14 protein-coding genes are annotated in these 15,709 nt (G+C 40.9%); 6 read left to right on the top strand and 8 right to left on the bottom strand.

Annotated elements, in window-relative coordinates; translation table 11 throughout:
• Positions 1–149 precede the first annotated feature (149 nt).
• Entirely contained in the window at positions 150–1,052 is a 903-nt protein-coding gene (locus VPNCDNU1_RS15685) for a LysR family transcriptional regulator (RefSeq protein WP_104401192.1), read from the top strand.
• Positions 1,053–1,174: 122 nt separating this feature from the next.
• Here VPNCDNU1_RS15685 and VPNCDNU1_RS15680 read toward each other — a convergent pair whose 3' ends face one another.
• Complete coding sequence (locus VPNCDNU1_RS15680) at positions 1,175–1,666, bottom strand: VOC family protein (RefSeq protein WP_104401191.1); 492 nt, start codon at positions 1,664–1,666, stop codon at positions 1,175–1,177.
• Between the two features lie 558 nt (positions 1,667–2,224).
• Between VPNCDNU1_RS15680 and VPNCDNU1_RS15675 the strand changes: the two genes are divergently transcribed.
• The gene (locus tag VPNCDNU1_RS15675) at positions 2,225–4,705 is read left to right on the top strand and encodes a DEAD/DEAH box helicase family protein (protein ID WP_104401190.1); all 2,481 of its coding nucleotides are present in this window, start codon (positions 2,225–2,227) and stop codon (positions 4,703–4,705) included.
• 231 nt (positions 4,706–4,936) lie between these two features.
• Here the strand turns inward: VPNCDNU1_RS15675 and VPNCDNU1_RS15670 are convergent, their stop codons facing one another.
• Both VPNCDNU1_RS15670 and VPNCDNU1_RS29010 read right to left on the bottom strand, forming a co-directional pair.
• The gene (locus tag VPNCDNU1_RS15670) at positions 4,937–6,454 is read right to left on the bottom strand and encodes a hypothetical protein (RefSeq protein WP_201797132.1); all 1,518 of its coding nucleotides are present in this window, start codon (positions 6,452–6,454) and stop codon (positions 4,937–4,939) included.
• Between the two features lie 16 nt (positions 6,455–6,470).
• Entirely contained in the window at positions 6,471–6,692 is a 222-nt protein-coding gene (locus VPNCDNU1_RS29010; protein ID WP_201797131.1) for a hypothetical protein, read from the bottom strand.
• A 270-nt stretch (positions 6,693–6,962) separates the two neighbouring features.
• On the opposite strand from VPNCDNU1_RS29010, the gene VPNCDNU1_RS15665 reads away from it, so the two are divergent.
• Positions 6,963–7,253 carry a hypothetical protein gene (locus VPNCDNU1_RS15665; protein ID WP_104401189.1) on the top strand — a complete coding sequence of 97 codons (291 nt, stop codon included), beginning with the start codon at positions 6,963–6,965 and terminating at the stop codon, positions 7,251–7,253.
• A gap of 568 nt (positions 7,254–7,821) precedes the next feature.
• On the opposite strand, the gene VPNCDNU1_RS15655 is transcribed toward VPNCDNU1_RS15665, so the two are convergent.
• The gene (locus VPNCDNU1_RS15655; protein WP_104401187.1) at positions 7,822–9,012 is read right to left on the bottom strand and encodes a benzoate/H(+) symporter BenE family transporter; all 1,191 of its coding nucleotides are present in this window, start codon (positions 9,010–9,012) and stop codon (positions 7,822–7,824) included.
• An 88-nt stretch (positions 9,013–9,100) separates the two neighbouring features.
• Here VPNCDNU1_RS15655 and VPNCDNU1_RS15650 point away from each other — a divergent pair, with 88 nt between their 5' ends.
• The gene (locus VPNCDNU1_RS15650; protein ID WP_104401186.1) at positions 9,101–9,667 is read left to right on the top strand and encodes a helix-turn-helix domain-containing protein; all 567 of its coding nucleotides are present in this window, start codon (positions 9,101–9,103) and stop codon (positions 9,665–9,667) included.
• A gap of 122 nt (positions 9,668–9,789) precedes the next feature.
• Positions 9,790–10,335 carry an AAA family ATPase gene (locus tag VPNCDNU1_RS15645; protein ID WP_104401185.1) on the top strand — a complete coding sequence of 182 codons (546 nt, stop codon included), beginning with the start codon at positions 9,790–9,792 and terminating at the stop codon, positions 10,333–10,335.
• A 60-nt stretch (positions 10,336–10,395) separates the two neighbouring features.
• On the opposite strand, the gene VPNCDNU1_RS28840 is transcribed toward VPNCDNU1_RS15645, so the two are convergent.
• Positions 10,396–10,560 carry a hypothetical protein gene (locus tag VPNCDNU1_RS28840; RefSeq protein WP_167404811.1) on the bottom strand — a complete coding sequence of 55 codons (165 nt, stop codon included), beginning with the start codon at positions 10,558–10,560 and terminating at the stop codon, positions 10,396–10,398.
• Positions 10,561–11,047: 487 nt separating this feature from the next.
• On the opposite strand from VPNCDNU1_RS28840, the gene VPNCDNU1_RS15640 reads away from it, so the two are divergent.
• Positions 11,048–11,647 (top strand): hypothetical protein, encoded by a 600-nt coding sequence (locus tag VPNCDNU1_RS15640; RefSeq protein ID WP_104401184.1) that lies wholly within the window; start codon positions 11,048–11,050, stop codon positions 11,645–11,647.
• Positions 11,648–11,739: 92 nt separating this feature from the next.
• On the opposite strand, the gene VPNCDNU1_RS15635 is transcribed toward VPNCDNU1_RS15640, so the two are convergent.
• The 3 genes from VPNCDNU1_RS15635 to VPNCDNU1_RS15625 all read right to left on the bottom strand — a co-directional run bounded on the left by VPNCDNU1_RS15635 (position 11,740) and on the right by VPNCDNU1_RS15625 (position 15,662).
• Positions 11,740–12,735, bottom strand: coding sequence for a trypsin-like serine protease (locus VPNCDNU1_RS15635; protein WP_104401183.1), 996 nt, complete (start codon positions 12,733–12,735; stop codon positions 11,740–11,742).
• A 494-nt stretch (positions 12,736–13,229) separates the two neighbouring features.
• Entirely contained in the window at positions 13,230–14,930 is a 1,701-nt protein-coding gene (locus VPNCDNU1_RS15630; protein WP_104401182.1) for a S8 family peptidase, read from the bottom strand.
• Between the two features lie 234 nt (positions 14,931–15,164).
• On the bottom strand, positions 15,165–15,662 hold the full coding sequence (locus VPNCDNU1_RS15625) for a GlcG/HbpS family heme-binding protein (RefSeq protein WP_104401181.1): 498 nt from the start codon (positions 15,660–15,662) through the stop codon (positions 15,165–15,167).
• Positions 15,663–15,709: the final 47 nt, after the last annotated feature.

Raw genomic sequence — 15,709 nt, 5'->3', positions numbered from 1 at the left:
CTAAGGCTTTATATGACGAATATTGATATAGAGCCTAGCGGTATACCCGAGCTGTCGTTCTCTCTGAACGATAGGGACACAAAAGGTGGCTTTCGATATAATCAGTATTTATTGAAAACGTATTTATTAATAACTATTGGTTTCTAACCATGCTCAATCCTATTTGGCTTAACACTTTTAAAACACTGGTCGATGTCGGACATTTCACCAAAACAGCCGAGTTGCTCCACATGACGCAACCTGGGGTAAGCCAGCACATCAATAAACTAGAAGCTGCATGCGGTTACCCCCTAATAAAGAGATTTAACAAGAAGTTTGAGTTAACCATCTATGGGCGTAAAGTTTACGACTATGCCGTCAAACACTTTGAAGAAGAGTTTGATTTATTACAGAATCTGGCACACGACGAACCTTTCCGAGGCCGCTGTACCATTGGCTGTTCGGGCACTTTCGCTTGGTTGATCTATTCAGATTTACTTTCCTTGCAAGCAAGTTATCCAGACTTATCCATTGAGTTAGAAGCCACACCAAACCAACGTATCTTTGAGCAGATACTGCAGGGAAAATTGGATATAGGCCTAGTAACAAAAGAACCCAATCCCAAATACTTTTCGAGCCGTGTTATTGGTGCGGAGTGTCTTGCTCTTGTGCTACCGCTTTCCGCAGACGAAAGCTTGCCTATCAATGAATTATTAATGGAGTTGGGTGTAGTCCGTCACCCAGATCTGGCTCACTATTTCCAAACTTATGTTAATCAAGCCAACAACGATTTGCTTCGTTTGGTCGATTTGGATGAGGTTTCTACACAAAGCTACATTAACCAAGTGCATCAAATATTAGTCCCTATAGCGAAGGGCATTGGTTTTACAGTGGTTCCTCGATGGTGTGTCGACTTGTTTACTGCCAAAGAGCAGCTGAAAATATTCAATATTACCGCAGAGAGGCAAGAGCCTGTGTACTTGGTTAGCAAACTGAATTCACCACTTGCTAAGCGTTATGAACAAGTCATTAAAGTTATTGAGAACTCTTTTGATATGGGTGAAGTGAGTTAAGAACCACTATTCAGAAGATATTTGCGTTATGCCCTTATATGTAATGGCTTCGGCTAGATCTTACCTAGGAATGAGCACAAAAAGGTTGGCATAACAGCCAACCTTTTGCTTTACGTGTTTACTTATTCATAGTCTGAGGCGTAAGTGTCTTCGTAAGAGTGTGAGTAGAACTCGAACAGGTTGCCAAACGGGTCTTCCAGATAAACCATTTGTGCCTGCTTTAGGTCGTCTTCTGGGTGGTAACGCATGATGTCCATACGAACTTTTCCGCCATACTCTTCAACACGCTTGATTGCAGTATCAAACTGCTCTTTAGGTAGCTGCAAGCAGAAGTGGAAGATACCTAGACGAGAGAAGTCTACTTCATGACGTTCTTGACGATCTTTCATCTCAAACAGTTCAACACCGATACCATCTGTTGTTACTAGGTGAGCGATGTTAAAGCCTTTAAAACCTTCACCGAATACCGCAATACACATACGACCAATTGCAGATTCTCGTTCTTCAATCACTTTAGTGTTGTTCATTACAATACGAAGGCCTAGCGCTTTAGTATAAAACTCAACCGCTTTGTCCATATCACCAACCATGATTCCAACGTGATTCATTTTCATAATTTGCTCCCAGTACCGTTAATTTTGCGGCTCTATTTCGACAGAAGGGAGTATATGAGGATGAGCGAATTGGTGAAAATTATCATTTTTTATTTAAATGATAATATTTGGCTATGGTTGGTAGAGGGGAAGAAGGCTAGATAGATCTTCATATTGAAGTATTTTGTGCATGTCTAGTGGCATAGTGGATTTGGCAAACTGACTAGGGTTTGTAATAGCCAAGGTAATCTGAGAAATACTGATTTATATAAAAGATAGCTCATAAGTGTTTAACATTGAGCTAGCTGTATTGGCTAGCTCAGTTCTGCCCCGAAATGATTTAGGGTCTCTTTTATTAGTCCTGCTTGAGTGTCTAATTACTCTAATTTTGGTAATGAATTTATACACACTTGATCAACCATATATGGGTTGTGTGATCTCTAGTCATTTGACGGCGATGCATTGCCGTAATCAGCTTTTACTTCAAAAACATTTGGAATGGCTGTGAAACTGATCGTTGTACTGTCACTCTTATATGAATATAGTTGGTTAAACACTAGCGTGCAGTAAGGTAAATAAATGTTAGATTTTAGTCAGTTAGGCGGCACGAACCCTGTTGATAGCTCTTTCAATCCACGAGAGATCTTTCAGGCTTTGCCCAAAGTTAGCGGAAAGTTTCAGTACCCACGTGATGTTCAAAGTCAAGTTTGGACGAAGTGGTATGACAGAAGGGATACTAACAACTTAGTGATCAAGATGAATACTGGCGGTGGTAAAACGTCAGTAGGTCTACTTGTGTTAAAAAGTTGTTTGAATGAAAAGAAAGGACCTGCGGTCTATGTCGTACCTGATAACTATCTTGTAGATCAAGTAGTATCGGAAGCCAAAGAACTTGGCATTGATACGACGAAAAATCCGCATGACCCGAGATATCTATCAGGTAATAGTATACTTGTGATTAATATTCATAAGCTTGTGAATGGTCGTTCTGTTTTTGGTGTTGATGATGAAGGCATTAAAGTGCCAATTGGAAGTATCATTATTGATGATGCTCATGCATGCTTAGATACTGTTGACCAGCAATTTACAATGGAGATCCCCAGTACTTCTCCTTTATACAACGAACTACGCTCTACATTTGACAGCGTTCTGGAAAGGCAGAATTATGCTAAATATCATGAGATCTTAAGCGGTGACCCAAGTGCTTTCTTGCAAGTACCTTTCTGGAGCTGGCAAAAGCAACAGGCAGTAGTTACACAATCACTTGTAAAATACAAAAATGAACGTGTCATCGAGTTTTCATACCCGCTGCTTAAGAACCACCTCCAGTTAGCAAACTGCGTGTTTAGTGCAGATAAGGTCGAGATTTCTCCTCATTTCATCCCTATTTCTGTAATACCAGCATTGGGACAAGCAACACGTAAGATCTTTATGACTGCAACGCTTGCAGACGATAGTATTCTTTCTACTCATTTCGGAGTGAGACCTAATGAACTATCCAATCCGATAACTCCTGATAGTGCCGGAGATGTCGGTGACCGCATGATCTTGCTGCCTCAAGTTATTAACCCTCAAATAACAGACGAAGATATACAACAACTATGCAAAAGCGTGTCTAAAAAACACAATGTGGTAGTTATTGCCCCGTCTACATATCGCGCTAAACAATGGGAAGGTGTTGCTGATTTGACATTGAGTTCAAGCAATATTAGTGAAGGGGTTGCTAGATTGAAAGCTCAACACGTTGGCTTAGTGGTTCTAAATAACCGTTATGATGGCATTGACCTACCTCAAACGGCCTGTAGGCTCTTAGTTATAGACGGTTTACCTGATGCTAGAAATTTGATCGATAGAGTGAAGCAGTCTTCACTCATGTCTAGTAACTATGACAATGTTGAGAAGATTCAACGTATCGAACAAGGTATGGGGCGCGGGGTCCGTTCAAGCGATGACTATTGTGTGGTTTTACTAACTGGCAAGGGACTGACAAGCACCATCTATACAGATAATGCTATCGAAAACTTCTCACCAGCTACTCGTGCACAGATGAACATCTCGGAAAGTGTTGCAGCGCAGGTCGCAGATAAACCTGCTTCAGAGTTGGAAAAGTTAATGGACTACTGTTTACTTCAAGATGCGCAGTGGGTAGGGTTTAGTAAAGGGCAACTCGCTCAGTTGACTTATGAAGAACGAACCGAAAGTAAACCAATTAAGCTTTCGCTTTATGATGCCTACTTATCAGCGATTCGTGGTGATGTTAATGGCGCATGTCGCATAATTGAAGCTACAGCGAATACTTGCGACGATAACGCTTTAAAAGGATACCTAAAGCAAGTATTAGCTGAATATACGAACATCAATGATGAAAGTCAGGCTCAGTTGATACTGCTTAATGCAAACACCTATAACCAAAGGCTTTTAAAGCCATTATCTGGACTTAGCTACACTAAAGTCAATGGTTTAACTCAAGAACAAGCAGAGCAGTGCTCAAGCTATTTAAGTAGTAAGTTCTTGATAAAAAACAAAATGATTATAGCTGCAAATGCTGTTATCGACGACTTGTATTTCAAACCTAAGTCGGCGAATAAGTTTGAAGCTGCAATGGATAACCTAGCCAAAATGTTAGGCTTCAATAGTCAACGCCCAGAACTTGCTTATAACAAAGGACCAGATAACCTCTGGTCTATTGGGAATCAGCAGTATTTGGTTATTGAGTGTAAAAATGAAGCTACCTCTGACACAATAAACAAAAGCTACTGTAATCAATTAAATGGTTCTTCCACATGGTTTGAAAACCAGTATGATTTTACGAGTCAGCATACACCGATAATGGTTCACCCTTCGGTGCAGTTTGAATACGCATCTTCACCTAAGCCGACTATCCGTATTGTCAATGACCAAAAGTTACAAGAACTTCGTAACAACGCTCTCAGCTTCTTTGAATCTATCTCTACTCATAACGAGATTAATAATGTTGATGCAATACGTGAAAAGTTGGCAACCTACAAGCTTCGAGGTCAGGATATAGTTGAACACTATACTGTACCTTTTAAAGGATAGCATCAATGACACCTAAGGGAGCGGACGCTTCCTTAGGTGTACGGCAGTAGCAAAGTCACTAACTCAGAATTGCCCCATTCCTTGCCTGAGTCGCTCAACCTCTCAAATCGCAATGGGGGTGATTTGACCTACTTTTTCTTATCTGTGTAATGTCTACTGGATTAGGAGAGCACCACCTTTATGTATAAGTACTTTTACTCATCAGTGTTCTCTTAATGCTATATTCTATTACTATTTATTTTCGTGTAACGGAGCAACTTTCGGCCATTGTTCAAGCCAGTATTTAGCTTTGTCTACTCTTTTTCTTAAAGTTCGTTCGCTAATTTCACTACCTACGCTACTCTGCAGCATATCTAAAAATTTACTCAATGATATTTTTCTAATAATGGTGTTATGCCATAGGTAACAAATGCCGAGTAGTAAACCTTCAAGTTCCTCAACCTCCATATTGAGGTTTTCTTTCAAGGCCTCCTCAATGTACTGACCTTTACATAGCAATCCCGCCAAATATAACCCCTTTTCTTTCGATAGGTTTTCTGGTGTATAGAAAACACAAAACTTCGTACGGTCTGAAGGGTATTGAACCATTATCGGCTCCTTCAGCCATTGTGAACTATCAAACTCATTAAGATATTTAGGAATCAATAGTACGGACTGTGCAAGCCCTAATTTTTTAAAGGACATGTTCCTTTGAGCTATATGTTCGGTACTCGTGTTGTTTTTGTCTCCAAAGTAATGCTCCATTAAACCAATCGGTTCAGGTAAACATCCCCAAAACATCCAAGGAAAGAGGCCGACTGGATTGCAATCAAATAACTCTTTGAAATCATCAAGTAAAGGTTCATCAGTGACATCTTCCCTCTCAGGAAAACAGATCAATTTGGTTAGAAAGTCTTGCGGGTAACGCTTTTTCAGCTTAGCTACGCACTCTCGTACTTGTATGTACCAAGGAGCATTATTCATGATCGCAAAATAAAACATGATCATGTTACACAACACTATTTTCCGTACTAGTGTTGGATCAATTTGCTCTAGTGGGTCTTGTAGCCTTTGGGCGAAATCGTCTGGGTGGGGCTTTAAAAAACGCCTTAGTGATAGCTCTCGCTTACGCAATCTATCAAACTGAGGGGTGACATTTCTACTGTCCAATTCGTGATCATATTTTATCGGTATGCTGCCGCTGTAAGTTCGGTAATACTCTACCGAAGTACTACTTTCGTAATGGCGACACAATGCGTGTAGTATTGGTGCCCACTGAGTATATTTTTTACCAGCCAATAATGGATGCGGCACTTCTTCTAAAGGGTCTTGCCCCAAAGCATGTTTGCGGGCTATCTCTATATAGTGCTCATGTATTTTTCCAAGGTTAAACCTTTCATTATTGGTTTTACTGTGTCCCTGATGAGTAAATAAATCATAAGAATGAATTATAAACGGAGTTAAGCTATCTTGGGACGGTCCATATTCGACATGTACTAAACTTGACGTTAGCTGTTGTTGATCCACGAGTTTAGATAGTGCAACTAGAGTTTTATCCTTAATTTCAATTACTTGTTCCCGATCATGAGTGCGATCTAATTTCGCGCGAATTAGATAGTAAGCGCGAACAATTTCTTTTGGGTCTAAAGAAGTAGAGGTTGCTGCCATATTAAATAACTGAAATGACATTTGGGGATAATTTTCACCGAGAATATATACACATGCTTGTAACTTGCCGCTAAAAGGCAAAGTAGGATCTAGATGACTCATAATTACCTGCATCGTGTTATATCGTGTTATATCGTGGATCAAATGCTTTTTTTAAGATCTCATAGTAGTTCGGTCTCTCTGTAAGTGGGATGCTAGAAAAAAGTCGACTAAGATCAATTACGCCCGCTTGTTTTCGAGCTTCTAAACTTCCAAAAATTAGGTTATAGGCAACCCCTGCTTCAAACCATTTCCTCAACACATTTTCAGCCTCACTTAGCTTTAATGCAACTATTGCCATTCACATTTTTCCTTAAATTGCAATACACAAATCAAAATATAACTCAGATGTTAAGCCAAATTAGTACAGATTACTATGTTCAACAAGATAGAGCTTTGACTCTTAAGAAAATCTTACAGATTCCGTTCATAACATGAAATTGTTTGTTAGCGTTTCTGCCGTTGTTTCGAGAACGGGAAAATGAGGGAAAACTAGGTAAGGCCTTTCTAAACGAAAGGTACTGCGATTAGGTTTTTTAAATTCACTTATGACAATAAACTGAGAGGTCACATGATAAGTTTTAATGACATTGTTTCGAGGCTTTCCACTGATTTATTTGACGCTGCAACCGCAGCTAGAGCAGGGTTGAACGGCGCTCAAGACTTGTATCACTTCCAAATGAGCATTAAAGAGCATGGAGAAGTAAAAGTCGTTAATGAAACTGCACTTGTTTTACAGGAACGATATCGATGCTCGTATGCTGAAGCAGCCAGTATGGCATCACATCGTGTGCAAGCAATGCTGGAACTTTCAGAGGGGCAAGATACGTTTCAAACCGTTCGAGAAAGATTAAACCAATAAATACGTGAACTGAATTACATGAGGAGTAAGAAATGGAATGCGAAAATGAAACATGCGCTCAGGAACTCGATATAGATCTAAGGTCTTTAAACTGTGAAAATAACGGTAAAAGCGGTACTCACACCACGTCCTATATATATACAGGCATAGTAACCTGTGATAATTGTCAAACAGAGCATGAAGTAACGATCCATACAGATGAAGTAGATGATACTGGTGAAGTTCTTGAATCTGATTTTCAATAGCATCAAGTTAATCCCGCTGCCACTCTCGATTGATGGTAGCGGAGTCAACCAAAAAATCAGGCAAGATCAGGTCTGAATTAGTGCATATTAGAGTCGTTAGCAGTTACTAGCTTAGAGAATTACTAGTTGATTTTTCCAATGCAAGGGCTAATTAATTATTTTCTAAACTGATAAATTTGCCAACAAGTTTTTGTCCAATAACAAGTTAAAAATCAGAGGCATCAGCCTCCTATGCCAATCCAATTTCAAACCATTAAAGCTCTTTCTCAATGGTGGTTTTCTTAGGTGAGTGTCCCCGCTATTTCTCCTTTCCCTTCCAGCGATTATCGAGTCGACGAAGGGCTATTTGTTGGACCCGCACTAGCCTTATAGTTGTAAAACCAGTAGAAACCCAGCCCAGTACATAGCCCCCAAAAAGCACTGCCAATGCCCAATAAGTCGATACCTGAAGCGGTGAATAAAAATGTAAATAGTGCTGGCTCTCGGTATTGATTATCTGCCATCGACACCGCTAAGCAGTTCATTAGCGTCGGCAGTACTGCAAGACCTGCAACCGCAATAACAACTGCTTCGGGTACGGCGCTAAACAGGGAAAAAAATGACATCCCCATAATGCCTGCTAATAGGTAAAACACCCCCGTCGAAACCCCAGCCATATAACGTGTCTTCGGGTTTTCATCTGCATTAGCCCCCATACAAATAGCGCCTGTGATGGCTGCAAGATTAAAAGCAAAACCACCAAACGGAGCCGACAATAGGCCAGCCACACCTGTCACTGTGATGACTTTTGAGGAATCGACTTGGTAGCCATTCGCTTTCAATACTGCAAATCCTGGTAAATTCTGCGAGGCCATGGTGACGATAAACAGTGGTATCCCAACACTGAACAAAGAGAAAAATTCAAACTCTGGAGCAATGAATTCGGGCGTGGTTAAGCCTATCGTTACCTGACTGACATCGAGCTTGCTTAAACCTACACACATGACTAGGGCGATGATAAAAATACTAGGGATCAGCAAGTTTCCGAGCCGAACTTTGGCCAGAATAAACACCGCCAACATAACAGCAACAATATGGACTTCTTCCATCAAAGACGTAAATAAACCCAAGCCGAATTGTAATAAAATCCCCGCCAACATAGCGGAGGCGATGGATGTAGGGATCTGTTTTAGTACCTTTTCAAATATTCCGGCTAAGCCAACTAGCGTAATCAACAACGAACTAAACAAAAACACAGCCGCTGCCTGATTCATCGTTAACCCTTCAAGAGATGTAATTAACAACGCTGCTCCGGGTGTCGACCAAGCGGTAACAACAGGTTTTTTGTAGTAAAACGAGAGCAAGATTGTGGTTACCCCCATACCAATACCCAGCGCCCAGAACCATGAAGCTACTTGCGCGTCAGTAGCACCTGCACTCATCGCCGCTTGGAAAATAATCGCTGCGGCACTCGCATAACCAATGAAAACGGCAATAAAGCCGGTACTAACGTGGGAAATTTTTAGCTTAGCCATATTAATTTTTTCCTATGTGCGTTATAACGTCCATAGGTTCAATCTAGCACTTGTGCGTTATAACGCACAAGCTATTTGTAGAGAAAATATGCAAAAAGAAATAAATGTTGGTGATAACTTAAAGCGTCTCCGTAGTGACAAAGGTTGGAGCTTAGATAGGGCCGCGAAAGAAACGGGTGTCAGTAAAGCGATGCTAGGTCAAATAGAACGTGGTGAATCAAGCCCTACGGTGGCAAAGCTATGGCAAATAGCGTCAGGGTTCGAGGTGTCATTTTCGAGTTTTATCACAACCAGTTCAAACAGTGAGCTTACTAGCCTATTCAGGGATGCGAATGAACTAAGGCGTGAAGAATATAACGTTGGCTTTTTCGTTAGCTTATTGTTTCCTTTCGAGCCCGCGCTCGGATTTGAGATATTCGAACTGACTCTTGTCCCCAATTATCAGCACGAATCTCCCCCACATAACCTTGGTGTTACCGAACACATTTTATGTATTTCCGGTGAAATAGCGGTGTTGTTTGATGGTGAATGGCATACATTAAAGGCAGGACAAGCCGTTCGCTTCAATGCTAACCAGATTCATGGTTACAAAAATATCGGGAAGGAAAATGCCGTATTTCATAATGTGATTCATTACCCTGAGAGTAAGCAGTAGGGTCAAACATTACGCCATTAGGAGTTTCCGCGATGTATCGTATTTTTGAAAATTAATTGATTTACCCATATTAAATCTAATAACTGTCACGTATGAAATGTCAGTAGTCTATGGAGTGTTATTTGAACAATCGAGTTGTCTTTACAGGTGGCCCGGGGGCTGGAAAGACCTCAGTTATCGAGCTTTTATGCCAGTTGGGTTACCAAAGTGCGCCGGAAGTTGGACGGAAAGTTATCCAAGCCCAAATGAAATCACAAGGTACAGCGTTGCCTTGGCTTGATAAAACAGCATTCCGAGATGAAATGGTTCTTGAAGAAATCAATAATTATGAATGCTATAACGATGCTGAAATTACACTATACGACCGGAGTATCATTGATTCGTATGGATACAGTGCGCTTGAACAAATACCCATTTCAGAACTTTTATTATCCAAATGTCGTGAACTAAATTATTGCCGTCAAGTTTTCATTTTTCCTCCTTGGGAAGAAATCTATGCAAATGATACCGAGAGAAAACAGGACTTTATTGAAGCAGTGGCTACCTATCATGCGATGGTGAACGCGTATACAAGGTTTGGCTATGACTTAATTGAAGTCCCTAAGGTTTCTGTTTTAGAAAGGGCAGAGTTCATCATTGGTAAACTAAAAGATGGATATCAAGCGTGATTCTGCACTCAAGCTACTTATGCCCTTCCTATATGGCTGATCCAGCGAGCTAAATACGCCTTATTTACTGAGTTTTAAGCCTGTAATTCTGGGTTGTTGGTCTACACAACCGTCGACAAATACAGTTAGCTTTTTCTCGTTGGTTTGCGCATCCAGCATCATGGTAAAAAGTCTGTCGGCAGCATTGGGCATCTCGTTTTCCAGCGTTGGAGAAATCAGATACACGTTTTCTTTAGACGTCCATTGGCATTTTTCAGGATCGTGAAAGAGAGAAGGGAAACAACAAATTTATACATAATTTCTAATTACCTTTACTCAAGCGAAGTATTCAAAACGGAAATGCTTGATGTTAAATCCCAAGCTTTTCCATAAAGCGCTCGCATGTTGCCAGATTATTGATTAATGACATCTTTAAAGCTTATGGCTGTAGAAGTGGAAAAGTCAGATTTTGAATAAAGGTTGCTTTTTGCTGGGGTAATTGTTTAAAACAAGGCTTAAATATAGTCATCTATAAATTAGTGGTTTTTTCAAAAATGAGCTTTAAAAGAAAGTGAAAATCGAAACTTTTTATATGTATAGAGTTCAATATCTCACTTATCGATAAAAAGTATTGTTCGCTGAAAATTTTCCCGTACTCTTCTGCGAGAAACGGGGTTCGTAAAACATCCAGGGCTATGAACACCTAAATATTTATGTAATGTGAGCCTTTATTTTGAAAACCAAATTTGATTATTTTATTTATTTTCTCGTAACGATAATAGTATTAGCAATAGTTGCTGCTGCAATATATTTTTCCATTGGTGAAAAAGAAGAACCAAAAAGAGACATTAATAACTACGTGACTCTAATGGAAGAGCTTAAAAACTCACTAAACCCTACGAACAAATACATGGAGTTAAAAAAAGAGCACCGCTGTATAATGGAGTTTGGTTGGGGGTTAAATTTCGACAAATCTGCTAAAGCGTTAACAAGGAACCCACATTTGTTATTGCAAGATCACTATATTGATCTCGCAGTGGCAGGTGCAGAAGTATCACTTAACTACGTTAAAACCATTAAGGTAGACGGAACAAATGCTTGCTTTAGTGCGTTAGATTTGAAAGATGAAATCAGCGAGATGATCAATATTGATGAAATGTGCAGAAACGAAATAAAAAAAGGATCCTTTGGTGATTTCCCTAACGTTGACTTTGATAGCTTCTCGGACGAGCAAATCGTTGCAACGCTTTCTATCTTAAATTCTAAATATTTAAGTGAACTCCCTTTTTCAAATACGAAGTTAGAAGAATTTTTAGGTTCTTGCAGTGAGTAACTTATCTTTAGGGATTGGGTAGGATATTGAAATTTAACAATAATACCAGTCAACTAATTGACTGGCATTCTACAATTCAGCAAGCTAAAGATTTAGTAATCAGGGAAGATAATTGGTCTAAACTCCGGTTTTTCTTCTGAAGATAAGCGGTTTGCTGTTACTCGTGTCTGAATATCTTTCACCGTTTCAACGATCCAATTGTAGGCTCCTTCGCGGCCAAAACCTTCATAGAAGGTAGCTACATTGTGTGGTGCTGAGAAAATGTTGGTAACGGAGCTTGCTACCCCATAAATTTTGCCATCAAATATAAGCGGACCTCCACTATCACCTCTCGTGCTGCCATATTTAGTGACAAAACCGCTACTTTCATCTAAAGAGTAATCTGGATGAGAAGGAGGTAAAGACGGGTTTTCAACACTAATTGTATATTGTGTTTGGCTTATAGGTTCTCTTCTATTTTCGAACGCATATTCCAAATAACTGCACCTAGCCTCGTCTCCTTTCACACTTGGTTGGTTGTAGTAGGTATTTGAATAATTAGGGGAGTTAGGGCATTGGGAGAAATACGCCTCGATGTAATAAGCTTTAGAGTTCTCTTTTGCCGCAACTCTCGCAGGAACAGGCATCTTTTTCAATTGACCTGAAGAATACCCGAGTGGGTAAACTTCGGCACCCAATGGAATACTGCCTGAAGCAACTGGAAGAAACTCAACGTGGTCAGGTGTGCTTTCAAGCTCTAAAATCGCGATGTCGTAGTACTTTCTAGGATCATCAAAAGTGTATAAGTGGTTAATTGAATGAGCTTTAACTACTTTTCTGCTTTCACCATTTACAGTCCCATCTTTATTTTTGGAATATAGAAAATGAGCGTTCAAATTGTCGAAAGCGCAATGTGCAGCGGTTAGAACAGTGTTTGGAGCAATGAGTGCTCCACTACACGTCGTTCCTGCACCCAGTAAGTAAACCATGTAAGCTTCGTCTTGAGGTACCACTTCGACCCCGTTATAAACTGCGTGAGCTTGAGAAGAATAAACCGCTGCAATAGTAGCGATTGGAACAAAGTAAGTCAGCATGCTATTTTTTTTCATAGTTATTCCTTTTTATTTTTTATTAAGGCGTGTAGGTACTAAGTAATATTTATTAGTAAATATTACACTTAGGTTTATTTATTGATTTAGAAAACCTATGAAGATATTAGTTAAATAATTTTATTGTTTTTAATTACTTTAAATTGGTTTTATTTATGTAGTTATATTTTTATTATCTTCTTTATTTACGATGACGCTATATTGATTGGGTTGAAAGTGAATTTCAACTGATTGCGATAGTATGAAGTTTGTTTGTTGTAATAAAAGGAGTGGAGATCACAGGTTGGAAGTTATAAACATTAATTGACATTCTTCTAGCAGAATAAATTTGGGCTTAATATCACTAAAGATAGTGGAAGTGTATTATAGTCGGCTCCAACTGAAAGCTTGAGTGCATTCGAAAACAAAAAACGCCCGATGCAGCACATCGGGCGTTTTAACGAATAATGCTTCAATCCATAAAAGAATGGTTTTTCAGCATTGAGCTATATCTACTAATCCAACTCAGCGAAGACTGCTTCAGCGCTCACTACACCACCTGAACTAGACAGGCTGCTAAATGGAACCAGCGTTTCTGGTGAAGAAGGTTTCTTAACCAGCAGCTCTGGGTACGTTGTTGAGTAATCCTTCAGCAACTTTTTTAGCTCTTTTGCTGATAAATCAGGGTAACGAGACCAAATCAGTGCCGCGACACCAGAAACAACCGGCGCAGCCATACTTGTGCCACTGTAAGCGGCGTAAGTGTTGTCTGGCGTGGTCGATAACACTCGGTGACCCGGTGCAAAAACATCAACGGATTTCTGCCCGAAGCTACTGAAGTAAGTAACCAAGGTTTCATCTGCCAATTTCGACGAAGCGCCTACATCCATCCACGTTGGGATAGGGTAAGAAGCGTAGTATTTAGCGAATCGGTTTGGATAGCTTGGCTTGATGTCGTTGTCGGTGCTGCTATTACCCGCAGAGTGAACAATCAACACGCCTCTACTGGCAGCGTAAAGGAAGGCGTTATCAACAATGTATTTGCGAGGTGAGTAGCTTTTACCAAAGCTCATGTTGATGATTTTCGCACCGTTATCGACAGCATAACGAACCGCATTGGCAATGTCTTTATCGCGCTCATCACCATTTGGAACCATGCGTACTGCCATGATTTGCGCGTAATCCGCCACGCCATCTACACCCACATTATTTCCACGTTCTGCGGCAATAATACCGGCGACGTGTGTACCGTGTCTGCCGACAGGTCCTTTCACATCGTTGTTACCATAGCCTCTCTCCCAAGGGTTTCTTGGGTCGTCCATCACAATGTCTCTACGAGGATCAAAGTCTAGGTTGTAGTGGTAGTTAATGGATTCTTGATAGCGGCTTAAACGCGAATCTAGGTAGTCAAACGAGCGCCACTTTTCAAACACAGTAAGCAGGCCTTGCGCGGCAATAACCACTGCTGGGTCGGAATGCGTCAGCAGTACTTGAAGCCCTTCTTTCGTGAAATCGGTGTGAGCGACAACAGCCAAAATATCGGCTTTGAACTGATTTGCTTGAACAATGGCTTGGTTAACTTCATCTAATGCGTTTTGGTAGTAGGTTACCGACTCTAAGTAATCGGCTTCCACGCCTTCGTAGTAGGCGCGTTTTTTCGGTGGGATCCAGTACCCTGCTTCTTTAAGGCGAAGGTACTTTTTGTATTCACGGGTCACTTCTAGGGTGTCGTGATCCATGTTGATGCCAAGTGAGTTCCCCAAGAAGTTCCAGCCATGAACATCATCGATGTATCCATTGCCATCGTCGTCGATGCCGTTGTCTGGGATTTCATCTTCGTTAGTCCACAGCTTATTTTTCAAGTCTTCGTGTTCAACATCCACACCCGAATCCAGTACCGCAACAATGATAGGTTGAGGCTGAAGCGGTGGCATAAGGTGGTCGTAAACGAAATCGACGCCAGAGCCTTGAATCACAGAAGAGTTTGGCGAAGCATTGAACCAATCGCCGCGGTGGGCGGCTGGGTCGCTGAACATATTGCGTGAAAGCTCATTGCGCTGAACGGGGTGAGAAGAGTGATCTTCAACGATGGTGCCTTTCACATTTTTTATGAAAGGGGAGTTGATAGGGTCTTCACCAACGTTAGCGAAGGCAGAAAAGCTGCTGCACGCGGTAACGGCTATCGCGAGCGCTGAAAGTTTATATCCTTTATTCATTGTGTTTGCATCCTTTTATCATTATGTGCTTAAAAAGCGACCTGAAGATAAAATGGATGGAGTTGAATATCATTCGTAATGTTTATGAAATGCGTATTTGATTCCATAATGCGATGTATTGCATATGAAAAGCATTGTGAATCTTAAATGGGAGACCAAGAGCTCCCACTCAAGATTTCCCACTGATGTTCCTTAAACTCAGCTCGTTAGAGCAATTCCTTTAGGCTCAGGGTATTAGAGCACTTTTTTAATCGCGGCTTCTGCACAAGCAACATCGAGGTGGCCACCCGGAGCACCACCCACGCCGATTGCGCCGATGATTTGGTTATTTACTTTGAGTGGAATACCACCCGCCAATAGCAGTAGGTTGTCGTCCATGTCTTTCAATGGTTGCAGAATCGGTTTTTCTGAAATGGTCTTCATTAGGTTTGCTGTTGGTTGCTTCATGCTCACAGCGGTGAACGCTTTCTTACGTGAGCTTTCTAGCGTGTGAGTGCTTGCGTTGTCAGCGCGAAGCTGCGCCACGACTCGTCCGGCGGTATCCACAACCGTGGTACTCACTCGGTAACCTTGCGAATGGCATTGGTGTACCGATTCCATCGCTAATTTAAACGCGGTTTGTGAAGCAATGTTAGCGACGTTCACGGTCTTACTTTCTGCGGCGAAAGCATTGGTGCTCATCAATCCAGTTAACGTAAGTGCAGCAGCTAGAGCAGTGTGTTTGATGTTCATTTTTTCTTCCTCATTATTGGCGGTTTTTGTTTGACGAACCCATCCTA

The sequence above is a fragment of the Vibrio penaeicida genome, assembly GCF_002933855.1.
Taxonomy (GTDB): domain Bacteria; phylum Pseudomonadota; class Gammaproteobacteria; order Enterobacterales; family Vibrionaceae; genus Vibrio; species Vibrio penaeicida_A.
Note: the sequence above shows the minus strand (reverse complement) of the source record. Positions and strands in the feature narration are given on the sequence as shown.

Bases quoted from the DNA above. Each gene is read 5' to 3' on its own strand.
- VPNCDNU1_RS15685 (WP_104401192.1), top strand. From the start codon at position 150: ATGCTCAATCCTATTTGGCTTAACACTTTTAAAACACTGGTCGATGTC.
- VPNCDNU1_RS15680 (WP_104401191.1), bottom strand. From the start codon at position 1,666: ATGAAAATGAATCACGTTGGAATCATGGTTGGTGATATGGACAAAGCG.
- VPNCDNU1_RS15675 (WP_104401190.1), top strand. From the start codon at position 2,225: ATGTTAGATTTTAGTCAGTTAGGCGGCACGAACCCTGTTGATAGCTCT.
- VPNCDNU1_RS15670 (WP_201797132.1), bottom strand. From the start codon at position 6,454: ATGAGTCATCTAGATCCTACTTTGCCTTTTAGCGGCAAGTTACAAGCA.
- VPNCDNU1_RS29010 (WP_201797131.1), bottom strand. From the start codon at position 6,692: ATGGCAATAGTTGCATTAAAGCTAAGTGAGGCTGAAAATGTGTTGAGG.
- VPNCDNU1_RS15665 (WP_104401189.1), top strand. From the start codon at position 6,963: ATGATAAGTTTTAATGACATTGTTTCGAGGCTTTCCACTGATTTATTT.
- VPNCDNU1_RS15655 (WP_104401187.1), bottom strand. From the start codon at position 9,012: ATGGCTAAGCTAAAAATTTCCCACGTTAGTACCGGCTTTATTGCCGTT.
- VPNCDNU1_RS15650 (WP_104401186.1), top strand. From the start codon at position 9,101: ATGCAAAAAGAAATAAATGTTGGTGATAACTTAAAGCGTCTCCGTAGT.
- VPNCDNU1_RS15635 (WP_104401183.1), bottom strand. From the start codon at position 12,735: ATGAAAAAAAATAGCATGCTGACTTACTTTGTTCCAATCGCTACTATT.
- VPNCDNU1_RS15630 (WP_104401182.1), bottom strand. From the start codon at position 14,930: ATGAATAAAGGATATAAACTTTCAGCGCTCGCGATAGCCGTTACCGCG.
- VPNCDNU1_RS15625 (WP_104401181.1), bottom strand. From the start codon at position 15,662: ATGAACATCAAACACACTGCTCTAGCTGCTGCACTTACGTTAACTGGA.